The 11022-nt window shown below is 57.3% G+C and carries 9 protein-coding genes and 1 pseudogene; 2 read left to right on the top strand and 8 right to left on the bottom strand.

Annotated elements, in window-relative coordinates; translation table 11 throughout:
- Positions 1 to 547: 547 nt before the first annotated feature.
- The 4 genes and pseudogenes from ptsP to Q0U90_RS10880 all read right to left on the bottom strand — a co-directional run bounded on the left by ptsP (position 548) and on the right by Q0U90_RS10880 (position 5777).
- The gene (gene ptsP, locus Q0U90_RS10895; RefSeq protein ID WP_297454945.1) at positions 548 to 2239 is read right to left on the bottom strand and encodes a phosphoenolpyruvate--protein phosphotransferase; all 1692 of its coding nucleotides are present in this window, start codon (positions 2237 to 2239) and stop codon (positions 548 to 550) included.
- Positions 2240 to 2331: 92 nt separating this feature from the next.
- Entirely contained in the window at positions 2332 to 2598 is a 267-nt protein-coding gene (locus Q0U90_RS10890) for an HPr family phosphocarrier protein (protein ID WP_297454951.1), read from the bottom strand.
- Positions 2599 to 2775: 177 nt separating this feature from the next.
- Positions 2776 to 3591 (bottom strand): annotated as a pseudogene (locus tag Q0U90_RS10885) (PRD domain-containing protein); the annotation flags it as partial.
- A 65-nt stretch (positions 3592 to 3656) separates the two neighbouring features.
- On the bottom strand, positions 3657 to 5777 hold the full coding sequence (locus Q0U90_RS10880; protein WP_297454942.1) for a glucose PTS transporter subunit IIA: 2121 nt from the start codon (positions 5775 to 5777) through the stop codon (positions 3657 to 3659).
- A 263-nt stretch (positions 5778 to 6040) separates the two neighbouring features.
- Between Q0U90_RS10880 and Q0U90_RS10875 the strand changes: the two genes are divergently transcribed.
- Together Q0U90_RS10875 and Q0U90_RS10870 are read left to right on the top strand one after the other, a co-directional pair.
- Positions 6041 to 6970 carry a 2-dehydropantoate 2-reductase gene (locus Q0U90_RS10875; protein ID WP_297454939.1) on the top strand — a complete coding sequence of 310 codons (930 nt, stop codon included), beginning with the start codon at positions 6041 to 6043 and terminating at the stop codon, positions 6968 to 6970.
- Positions 6971 to 7093: 123 nt separating this feature from the next.
- Positions 7094 to 7711, top strand: coding sequence for a DNA-3-methyladenine glycosylase I (locus Q0U90_RS10870; protein WP_297454936.1), 618 nt, complete (start codon positions 7094 to 7096; stop codon positions 7709 to 7711).
- A gap of 91 nt (positions 7712 to 7802) precedes the next feature.
- On the opposite strand, the gene Q0U90_RS10865 is transcribed toward Q0U90_RS10870, so the two are convergent.
- The 4 genes from Q0U90_RS10865 to glnA all read right to left on the bottom strand — a co-directional run bounded on the left by Q0U90_RS10865 (position 7803) and on the right by glnA (position 11014).
- The gene (locus Q0U90_RS10865; RefSeq protein ID WP_297454932.1) at positions 7803 to 8429 is read right to left on the bottom strand and encodes a YtxH domain-containing protein; all 627 of its coding nucleotides are present in this window, start codon (positions 8427 to 8429) and stop codon (positions 7803 to 7805) included.
- A 318-nt stretch (positions 8430 to 8747) separates the two neighbouring features.
- Positions 8748 to 9131 (bottom strand): PspC domain-containing protein, encoded by a 384-nt coding sequence (locus tag Q0U90_RS10860; protein ID WP_297454929.1) that lies wholly within the window; start codon positions 9129 to 9131, stop codon positions 8748 to 8750.
- A gap of 67 nt (positions 9132 to 9198) precedes the next feature.
- Positions 9199 to 9393 carry a PspC domain-containing protein gene (locus tag Q0U90_RS10855; RefSeq protein ID WP_297454926.1) on the bottom strand — a complete coding sequence of 65 codons (195 nt, stop codon included), beginning with the start codon at positions 9391 to 9393 and terminating at the stop codon, positions 9199 to 9201.
- Positions 9394 to 9556: 163 nt separating this feature from the next.
- Complete coding sequence (glnA, locus tag Q0U90_RS10850) at positions 9557 to 11014, bottom strand: type I glutamate--ammonia ligase (protein WP_297454948.1); 1458 nt, start codon at positions 11012 to 11014, stop codon at positions 9557 to 9559.
- Positions 11015 to 11022: the final 8 nt, after the last annotated feature.

Raw genomic sequence — 11022 nt, 5'->3', positions numbered from 1 at the left:
AGACTTCGGGGACTCCACTCCGCTCGACTTGGTCATGAGAATTGTGTTCTTTCTAGATTAGTTTCGCCCGTAAGGTCCAGGGCGGCGCTGCAAGCCACGGTGGCGACGCCGTTGTTGGCGGCGCTGTTATGGCAAAAGAGCCTGCCACAGCAGCAAAACTGCAGTTCGTGTGCCCAAATAGATGAAAGGCCACGATGTCGAAATTGACACTCTTAACTTGAAATTATGAATTTTCACGGGCTGGGTGGAGCCGAATGCGTGAATGAAGTTGCGGCTTGTACGAACCGTCTTTGTGAATTTTTAAAGGGCTTCGACGGCATTGGTGGTGCTGCCGAAGGCACTCTAATTAATCCTAATGGGACGTGTAAGAGAGGGAAAATCAAGAATTTGCTCAGAAAACCCGCGGTCTGTGGTACTGCGAGCGCTAAGAGACAGCAAAGAGAAAAAGAGACAGCAAAGAGAAAGAGCCTGGAGCGCGGTATCACGCCAATAGCGTGTGCGCTCCAGGCTCAGCCTTACTTTTCTGCGTTCTACAGTAAAACTTGCTCTACAGCAGGTCCTTCACCTTCGGATCCACCAGTGCAGTCACAGCAGCCTTGGCATCAGCCGCAGTTTCGGCATCGACAGCGTACGCTGCCATCTGCTGACAGGTAGTGCGATCGTGGAGGCGAAGGGCGGCGCGCACGGCAGGCACCTTCTTGGAGGCCATAGATAGCGAGCTCACGCCGAGACCGACCAGCACCAGTGCCAGCAGCGGGTCACCGCCAGCTTCACCACAAACGCTAATCGGCTTGCCGGTAGCATCGCTGCCCTTGCAGGCGGACTTAATCATCTGCAGCACCGCCGGTTGCCACGGCGAAAGCAGATCCGCCAGAGCACCCTGCATGCGGTCGGCGGCCATGGTGTACTGTGACAGATCGTTTGTACCAATCGAGGCAAAGTCCACAATCGACAGCAGTTGCTTCGCGCGAATTGCTGCTGCGGGCACCTCGATCATGATGCCGACCTTTGGCAGGCCACGCTCACGTGCCTTGTCTGCAAACCACTTCGTCTCCTCGACAGTCGCGACCATTGGTGCCATCACCCGCAGGTCAGACTTGCGGCCGGTAGCTTCAAAAGCAGCGGCGAGAGCATCCAGCTGAGTATCCAGCAGATCTTCCCGAGCCTGCGACAGACGCAGACCACGGCGTCCGAGCGCCGGGTTTTCCTCTTCACCGAGGTCGGCAAAACTCAGTGGCTTATCCGCACCGGCATCGAGTGTGCGCACCACAACGCGACGCTCGCCGAATGCTTTCAGTACGCGAGTGTAGGTTTCCGTCTGCTCTTCCAGACTGGGGGCCTTGTCCCGGTCGAGGAATAGAAACTCGGTACGGAACAGGCCAGTGCCCTCATTATCCTTAGCTGCCGCGGCCTCACCGTCTTCGGCTGTACCGATGTTGGCCAGCAGATTCACCGGGTACCCATCAGCGGTTTTGCCCGCGCCCACAGATTGCGCCAGAGCAGCCTCTCGGCGACGTGCGCGTTCCTCCAACTCAGCGACTTCATCGGCGGTCGGATTCGCAATCACTTCACCGGCGCCACCATCAAGGGCGACGAAGGTACCGGCTTCAAGCTCCATGACGCCCTTCGCCTTAACGACGGCCGGAATTCCCAGCTGAGCTGCGAGGATAGCCGTATGGCTGGTTGGCCCACCACCAGCGGTGGCAATGCCCACGACCAACTCTGGGTCAAGTCCCACGGTTTCGGCGGGCGCGAGATCGTCGGCAAGCAGAATGGTCGGCGTGGAGATGTCCGGCACACCTGGTTTTGGTAGACCGCGCAGCTCGCAGATGGTGCGGTCGCGGACATCGTAGAGGTCGGTGACACGTTCGGCCATGTATCCGCCGAGACTTGCGAGGAGCTGTGCGTAGTCCTCGACGGCATCATGAACAGCCTGGGTGACACCGGATCCCGTCTTCAGCTTCTTCACCACGGCCTTGGCCAGCGCCCTATCTGAGGCCAGCTGTGCGGTGGCCTCCAGAATTGGGCGGGCCTGCGGGCTGGAGTGCTCAGCCTGCTTTTTCAGCGCCTCAGCGACGTTGCTCATCGCTTCGCGGACGCGCTCACCATCGGCGACGGGATCGGTCGACGGCGGCTCTTGAGTATCAACCCCCGGGGCGGGGAGTACCTTTACTACTTCAGCGCTGGCCGTACCGGTCGAGACACCGATGCCATAGATGACAGTGTGCTGCTCGTTCATTGCTTCCGATCTCCTTTTCGGGACCTCTGCGGGTTACCCGTCGTCGGTCGTGGTGTGTGCCGTGGTGTTATCCAGGAGCGTGCTAGTCGGACTTACTCGGCATCCAGGTCGCGCTCGAGCATCGCAGCGAGCTCGTCCAGGGCTTCAGCGGCGGCGTCGTCCTCGCAGCTCAGAGTGACTTCGTCACCGTGTTTTGCGCCAAGGGTCATAACCTCCAGGATCGACGCGGCGTCGGCCTCTTCGTCATCGAGGGAAATGACAATGTCGTAGTCGTACTCAGCGGCAGCCTGCGTGAACAGGGAAGCCGGGCGAGCGTGCAGGCCGACGGAGGAGCCGATGGTAGCGGTACGAGTAATCATGGTTGAATCCTTTCGGGTTGAATGCGTATCTTGTTTTGACTCAGGCACAGTGCCTGTAAACCCCACCACAGGTGCGCTGTCCGCCGGTGTTTCCTCAGCACCGACACTGCGCACACTCCGAGATTTCTCGGAAGCGGTGGGAGATACAGCCGCTGCCTGCACAATGCGTGCAATGTGCAGGGTGAGATAGGAGATTTCGTCCTCCGTCAGCCCCGACCCCAAACGCAGTTCAATGACAGCGGCGATGCGCTGTGCACACTGAAACGCCTCCGGGGAGGAGTCACGGATCGCTTGCCCAATAGCGGAGGAGTGATCTTTCAACTGCTCATGCTTGGCAATCCGGACGAACAGGTAGCGCAGGTGCGTGATGAAGCGCCCCACGTTGACAGTCTCTGGCACCAGCGTGATGTCAAAGTCACTCTCAATAATTGTGAGCAGCTGCTGCAGCACGCCCGTCATGGTGTAGGTGAAGCTCAGGTCACCAGTAGCAAACCCGGCGTTGACCAGGTGCAACGTAATGGCCACTGCTTCAGAACGGGGCAATGGCGCTATACGACGGTCATTGAGAGCGCGGTTGATATGCGACAAAATCGCCTGCGCCTGTGCGTACTCTTCACTATAAAGTTGGCTGACTTCCGCGAGCAGCGGGTAATCGGCTCGCTGCCCGCCTGCTGCCCTCGTAATTGCGAAACCAATGTGATCGGCCAACGCCACAAGAAGGGAGGCGTTCTTAGTCGTTGATTCCGGCAGACCAGCTGCGGTTACCGCATCGGTTACAAGAGTGATGTGAGCCAGCGGAATTTCTGTGAGCATCGTGGCAATATGGTCCGGATCGCGGCCTTCTGCCGGGACGAAGATTCGGACTACTTTGCTCGAATCAACCGGCTGTCCCGGGCGGGCCTTGAACCCAATTCCGCGGCCGGTGATGATTTTTTCACCGGTCGCGTCCTTGGCCAGGACCACATTGTTATTGAATACTCTCAGGATTTCCATGTCGGTAACCGTGAACTCCTCCATAAGTTGAGGGATTTCAGGCCGGTATGCCTTCTAGAAATCAATTATGGCTGAACTTCGATGACCGTGTCGCCGGCTTGGACGGAGGTGCCGGTGACCGGCGTGACCTTGGTCAACTTCTTGGTATTGGTGATGGTCATCAGCGTCGTGGTCGGGTAACCAGCTTCCTTGACCTTGTTGAAGTCAACCTCGGCCAGAACGTCGCCGGCTTGAACTTGCTGCTTCTTGGCAACCCGGACGTCGAAGCCCTCACCGGCCATCTTGACCGTGTCGATGCCGACGTGGACGAGAACCTCCACGCCGTCATCGGTCTTGATACCGAAGGCATGGCCGGTCTTGGCCACGGTCATCAGAGTGCCGGACACTGGTGCGACCACGGTGGAACTGGTTGGCTTGATACCGACACCGTCACCGAGAGCACCGGAGGCGAAGACTGCGTCCCCGGCCTCGGCAAGAGTGATAACTTCGCCGGCAACTGGGGCCTGCACCTGTGCGGGCTTGGTGGCTACAGCAGTCGCGACACCACCGGCACCTGCGGCTGCGGCAGCCGGAGCGGCAGCCTCGCCGTTGACACCAGCGTCACCGGAAGCCTCAGCCGGAGCGGAACCGGAGTCACCTGGGGCAGCTTCCGGAGCGTCCTCGCTGGGCTCGTCGTCAAGCTCTGCAGCGCGTGCGGCCTCGGCCTCAGCCTTCTCCTCCGGCGTGCGGTAGTCGGTGAGAATGATGGCGAACATGGCAACGAAGAACGCCACAGCGATGGAGATCAAGTAGACCCAGATTGGCTTGAACACGACAGTGGTGATCAGAGAGGTGAAGACGAAGGCGTTGGTTGTCACGCCACCGTACGGAGCGGAGAGGATGGCGATAGTCAGACCGCCGGCGAAACAACCGAGCAGCATGCGCGGGTAGATTCGCTTAAAGCGCAGGTGAATGCCGTAGAGGGACGGCTCGGAGATACCACCGAAGAGACCGGCAGCGAGTGCACCCGTTGCAGTCTGGCGCATCTGAGTGTCATGGTCGCGCATGGAAAGAACCAGCACACCGGCAGTTGCGCCGAAGCAGGCGAAGTTCCAAGCGCCCATTGGGCCTTGAATGAAGTCGTAGCCGAGAGTCTGGATATTGACCAGCATCAGGGCGTTCAGTGGCCAGTGCAGACCCAGCGGTACCAGGAATGGGTAGAGCATTGGGATGAGAATTGCGAACACGAACGGTGCGTTCGAGTTCATCCATGCCAGGCCGGAGCCGATGCCGTTACCAAGCCAGATGCCCAGCGGGCCGATGAGGAAGGCCGTTAGCGGAATCATGATCAGCATAGAGATAAACGGCACGAAGACCATCTGGACATTCTCCGGGAAGACCTTCTTCAAGCCGTGGTAGACCACAGCAAGGATGGCGACCATGATCAGCGGTACGAATACCTGTCCGCCGTAGTCATTGAGCTGCATTGGCAGGCCGAAGATGTTAGCGGTGAAAGTCTCGGTTCCCAGTTCTGCGTTAACTGTGCTGATGGTGTCTGAGAAGCGGTCAGTATCCTGCAGACTCATAAATTCCGGTGTCATTAGGGCAGCCATGATGGCTGCGCCCAGCCATGGGTCGACCCGCAGCTTCTTCGCCGCGTTGTAGGCGACCATGATTGGCAGGAAGTAGAAGACGCTGCGCCACATGGCATCGACAAAGACCCAGGTAGCGGACTTATCCTCAGCGCGGAAGTCGACGATATTCAGGCCGTCGAGGACTGCGGCAATCGCGATAATCAGCGATGCACCCAGCAGCACGCCCAGAATCGGGCGGAAGGAATCGGAGAGGTACTCGAAGAAGTTATCCAGCCAGGAATACTTGCCGCGGGCCTTCGAGCGGGCTTCTGCCTTTACGTCTGCATCAGACTTAGTGGCAACTGCGCCTGCGACCTTCATCTCTGGCAGGTGCTTAATTGCCGTGTACATTGACTCGACACCACCGCCACAGATGACCTGGTAGCGGTTATCGCCCTGGTGAACGACGCCGAGCACACCCGGCACCTTGTCAATCTTGTCCTCGTTGATCTTGGAGACATCACCGAGTTCAAAACGCAGACGCGTCGCACAGTGCGTCATGCTGGTGATGTTTCCGGGTCCACCGAGGTTTTCAATTATTGCCCTCGCGCTGGAATCTTTTGATGATCCCATCGTGACCTTCTTTCACGGTAGAACAGGGCCGTTAAACGCAAAAAAGACCCGAGGCACCACGAACTGTGGGCCTCAGGTCTTGCCTCAAAAGAGTAACAACCCTGGGTTGATATCTATTGACTCCAACCTTACTCCGCTCCCCATAGTGTTGGCAAGGACGTAGCGCAAGCCCAGTGTTTGCATTTGGGGATAGCTCAGATTGCTTGTGGACAACCTCATTCAACCTCCTTCGCCTTCTACGCTGAGGTCGTAAGGTGGCAGCTATGAGGATCGGAATTTTAGGTGTAGGAGCCGTCGGCGGTTGGTTTGGCGGTCGCCTCGTTGAAGCTGGTTATGATGTCGTCTTTCTCGCGCGTGGTGAGACCCTGACACGTCTTCGTGAGGTGGGGCTCACGCTTTTCGACGAGCACGGAGAGCGCAGCATCATCCCAGTGAAGGCAGCCGACAACTGGGATGAGCTCACCGCTGATGGCATTGATGTCGATGTTGTGATTGCGGCGACCAAGGCGCTGCCGGGCAACGATCCCTTCCCGCAGGTTCCGGCCGGTGCGGCGGTGGTGACCACTCATAACTCGGTGGAAATCCCGTATTTGGCAGCGCAGCGTTTCGGCGAGGACAAGGTGTTCCCGGGCGTTATCCGCGGCTTCTTTATCCATACTGGCCCTGCGGAAGTCACGTTCCGTCCGGGGCCGATGAGCTTGAACATCGGCACATTCGATGGCTCTACCGATGACCTCGTAGGAGAGGTTATCGAGGCGCTGCATGGGGCTGGCCTCGGCGGTGAGCAACTGCCGGATATCTGGGTCGATATCTGGGCAAAGGCGATGTTCGTGGCTAACCTCGGTGCGCTCGGTGCCCTGGCAGATAGCCCGATTGGCTACCTGCGTGAGGAAATGCGCGGCAGCCTGACTCGGATGTTTGAAGAAACCGAGACGGTTGGTCGCGCTTGCGGTGTCGCTCTGCCGGAGGACATCGTGCCGCGAACCTTGGCCTTCACCGATGCGCAGGGCTACGACAATACCTCGTCGATGCAGCGTGACTACACCGCGGGGCTCGCCAATGAGCTCGATGCCCAAATCGGCGCAATTCGCCGTATGGGGCAGAAGGCGAAAGTGGAGACACCGACATTGGATTTGGTGCACGGCGCTCTGGTTGGACGTCAGCATGAGCATGAGAATGACCACAAGAATTAAACGCTGCGCTGTGGCGTGTAGCGTTGCGGCGTGATAGTCGAGCGCTGTGGCGTATGGTGCTTCGGCGTGTGATGCTGCGGCGTTCAGTGAAGTCAAACCGAAATTGGGGGAAAGGAAAGACTCATGAAAATTGGATCGGATTACACGGAAAACAATGGGCTCATCGTCGGTGAGGATGGATTAGCTCGACCTGCTTGGGCATCTCACAGCGAGCTACTGCGGGAGTATTACGACACCGAATGGGGGATGCCGGTGCGTGACGAGCAAGGGCTGTATGAACGGCTCAGCTTGGAGGTATTTCAGGCGGGGCTGTCGTGGGAGACAGTTCTGAAGAAGCGTCCTGCTTTTCAGGAGGCCTTCGCAAACTTTGATCCTGATGTAGTTGCCGATTTCGGCGATGACGATGTCAAACGGCTGATGAATGACGAACGCATCATTCGGAATCGCCGGAAAATAACTGCAGTGATTAATAATGCTGCGGCGACAATTGCCCTGCGGGAGCAAGGCGGGTTGGCTGACCTCATGTGGTCTTTCAAACCGGAGAAGTCGCCCGAGCCACACTCCATCGAAGAGGTTCCGAGCTTCTCTGAAGAGTCGAAGGCGCTTGCGAAGGCATTGAAGAAAGCCGGCTTTAAGTTCGTCGGCCCCACCACGGTCTTTGCATCAATGGCTGCCGTGGGAATTGTCGATATCAATATTGTCGGTGCACATCGACGCGGTGCCTCTGGTGTCTTTGACTAGCTGAGGGGGGGGAGAGAAGGTCGACTACCTGCGGGAGAGAACCAAAAAAGCGCGCCGCGAGGCGCGCTTTTGTGAATCTGCTCTTGTTGAACTACTTATTCTCGTAAGAGTCGGTGTAGTTCTGGCCATCCTCAGAGGTCCACTTCATGGTGTCCTTGGTGAACGGCTGCTCCCAGCCGTTTTCAATCTCGGACTCCGGAGCGGTCGGCAGACCAATCTCGTTCTCCAGTGCACCGTTGGCGACCCAGGTCTCACGAATCTTACCAATTAGAGGCTGTGCACCACCGGTTTCCGGGGACTCAACGAAGGTAACGTTCTCGTACTCAGCGGCAACTGCGTCGCCAACCTTCTTAGCGGACTTGAATTCGCCAGCTTCAGTACCGTACGGGGAGGTGAAGGAAGAAGCTGCCTCGGTGATGGACGCAGGCAGGTCAGCTTCTGCCACATCCTCGCCAGCAGCGTCGCCCAGGCCCAGACCGTTCATAGCCTCGTTAGCTTTGTCCTTAGCACCATCCGCAGCCTCGCCAGCCTGATCCTTGGCGTCGTTCATAGCGTCGCCAGCCTTGTCGGTGGCATCGGTTGCTACCTGACCAGCCTGGTCCTTGGCATTGTTAGCAGCGTCCTGGGCTTCGTCGGAAGAACAGGCAGCCAGGCCGCCGAGAAGAGCAGCGGAACCAACGATTGCGGTAGCGATACGGGGCATCTTCTTGTTCTGCATTACAAATTCACTTTCTTTGTCGCTAATTAGGGAAATATTTGATTATTGAAAATTCTCGCTATAGCGAAAATTGAATTCAAGAAGAACGGACAATTCTTTTGAATTTCATGCAATAGAAGGCGATAGAAGAATGTATTGCGTCTTCAATGCCGTACAGAAGAGACCTTAGGTAATTTTGGAGTGAGTGCAAGTCAGATGCGGTAAATCCGGCGGCTTTTGTACAATTCGTTATCTAATTTGCGCGGTTGCGAAATTGGATTAATGCTGGTGAGGGCGCTGTGAGTAACGGAAGGATATCAATCTTATTAAGCTTGACGGCTATTGCGTATTTGCTTTTCCAGTGGAGTTGGGGTCGCTTGGGTCGTCGTCAAGCGTGTACGTACCATCTGGCAGGACGAACCAGGCCAAAAGGTAAAGCACCAGGAATCCTGCGCCAATTTCCCAGCCAATCATCGCGGCCACGCAGGGGAGGATGACGTAGACCATTCGCGTGAGGGGGATATCCCAGCCTTGGCTTTCTGCGATGCCGGCGAGGACGCCGCCGAGGAGGCGGTTATTTCGTGAGCGGTAAATTTTCTTTGTGGATTTCTTGGAAGTTGTGTCATTCAGTAGATAAATGCTCCAAGGTTTGGCTATGTCGATTCCTCTTGTGTGGCACTTATGACGGCACCTTTCATGTGGATGCAGATTGTGAAAATACAAAACCCCAGACTCTGTTGTGATGTCAGAATCTGGGGCAACCTGAGGGCGGGAAATTAATGGGACGTGCCTAGAGGTAATTATCCTTCGGCATGATAATCCACGCTGCGATGTAGATAAGAAACTGCGGGCCCGGCATCAGGAAAGAGGCGACAAATACAACGCGCAGCAAAGTCGCATCCCAGTTGAAGTACTCGGCAAATCCACCGAGCACACCGGCAACCATCTTGTTATTGGTGGAACGAGTTAGTGACTTGTTGTTCATAACAATCAAGGGTAGCTGCGATCTGTCTAGCTCGCAGTAGTGCTAGCTCTACTAAAAATGCTTAACAAAAACCATGCACCGACGAAAACACCGCTACCCCAAGACCGTTAGGTAGGGCAGCGGCGTGGGAACCGTCGTCAAGCGAGCGTTACTGGGGCGCGTACTAGCAGTCGTAGTAGAGCTCGAACTCCTGCGTCGTCGGGCGCAGACGTGCCGGCATAATCTCCTGCTCGAACTTGTAGCGGATATGCGCGTCGATGAGATCCTGTGTGAAGACATCGCCGGCAAGCAGGAACTCGTGGTCCTCCTCCAGCGCCTTCAGTGCACCTTCCAGCGAATGCGGGACGGTTGGGACGTCCTTGAGTTCCTCTGGCGGCAGCTCGTAGAGATCCTTGTCAATCGGCTTGCCCGGCTCGATGCGGTTCTTGATGCCGTCGAGACCAGCCATCATTGCAGCGGTGAAAGCCAAGTACGGGTTGCCCGACGGGTCCGGAGCGCGGAACTCAATGCGCTTTGCCTTCGGGTTTGCGCCGGTAATCGGGATACGGATGGCGGCCGAGCGGTTCTCCTGGCTGTAGACGAGGTTAACGGGAGCCTCGAAGCCCGGAACCAGGCGGTGGTAGCTGTTCATCGTCGGGTTGGTGAAAGCCAGCACCGCGCCGGCGTGCTTCAGGATGCCACCGATGTAGTAGCGCGCCATGTCCGACAGTCCACCGTAGCCGTTTTCGTCGTGGAACAGCGGCTTGCCGTCCTTCCACAGTGACTGGTGGATGTGCATACCGGAGCCGCCATCGCCAGCCAGGGGCTTCGGCATGAAGGTGGCCGACTTCTGGTTGAACTTGGCAGTGTTCTTCACCACGTACTTGAAGGTCTGCATGTCATCGGCGGCGTGCAGCAGGGTATTGAAACGGTAGTTAATCTCCTGCTGCCCACCCGAACCCATCTCGTGGTGGGAGCGCTCAACATGGAAGCCAACATCCTGCAGGTGCTCGCCGATTTCATCGCGAAGATCCTGCATGTGGTCATACGGAGCGGTAGGGAAGTAGCCACCCTTGGTGCGCACCTTGTGCCCCAGGTTGCGGGTGCCGTCCGGGTTCTCCTTCACACCGGAGTTCCACCAGCCCTCCACCGAGTCAACCTCGTGGAAGGACTTGTTTGAAGTGGAGTCGTAGCGGACCGAGTCGAAGATGTAGAACTCCGCCTCGGCGCCGAAATTGCAAGTGTCGGCGAAGCCCAACTCGTTCAGGTAGTTCTCGGCCTTGCGGGCAATGTTGCGCGGGTCGCGGCTGAACGGCTCGCGGGTGTGTGGATCATGGACGAAGAACTTCACGTTCAGCGTCTTCGACTTTCGGAACGGATCGATGAAAGCCGTGTCCAGGTCGGGCAGCAGCATCATGTCGGAGTTATCCACCGAGGTGTAACCCGCAATCGACGAGCCATCGAATGCGAGGCCCTCGTAAGCGGAGTCCTCATCGAACTCGGATGCTGGGACAGTCAGGTGCTGTTCGATGCCGGGAACGTCGGTGAACTGGACGTCTACCCAGCGGATGTCATTGTCCCGGATGAACCGTTGGATTCCTTCCGGAGTTGTCTGGTCGCTGCTGGGTTTGAACTTACCCATTGGTAAAA

Source organism: uncultured Corynebacterium sp. (assembly GCF_946998835.1).
Classification (GTDB): Bacteria; Actinomycetota; Actinomycetes; order Mycobacteriales; family Mycobacteriaceae; genus Corynebacterium.
The sequence above is the reverse complement of the archived record's forward strand: the minus strand, read 5'-3'. Positions and strand labels throughout refer to the sequence as shown.

Coding starts and splice junctions, on each gene's coding strand:
- ptsP (WP_297454945.1), bottom strand. CDS start 2,239: ATGAACGAGCAGCACACTGTCATCTATGGCATCGGTGTCTCGACCGGT.
- Q0U90_RS10890 (WP_297454951.1), bottom strand. CDS start 2,598: ATGATTACTCGTACCGCTACCATCGGCTCCTCCGTCGGCCTGCACGCT.
- Q0U90_RS10880 (WP_297454942.1), bottom strand. CDS start 5,777: ATGGGATCATCAAAAGATTCCAGCGCGAGGGCAATAATTGAAAACCTC.
- Q0U90_RS10875 (WP_297454939.1), top strand. CDS start 6,041: ATGAGGATCGGAATTTTAGGTGTAGGAGCCGTCGGCGGTTGGTTTGGC.
- Q0U90_RS10870 (WP_297454936.1), top strand. CDS start 7,094: ATGAAAATTGGATCGGATTACACGGAAAACAATGGGCTCATCGTCGGT.
- Q0U90_RS10865 (WP_297454932.1), bottom strand. CDS start 8,429: ATGCAGAACAAGAAGATGCCCCGTATCGCTACCGCAATCGTTGGTTCC.
- Q0U90_RS10855 (WP_297454926.1), bottom strand. CDS start 9,393: ATGAACAACAAGTCACTAACTCGTTCCACCAATAACAAGATGGTTGCC.
- glnA (WP_297454948.1), bottom strand. CDS start 11,014: ATGGGTAAGTTCAAACCCAGCAGCGACCAGACAACTCCGGAAGGAATC.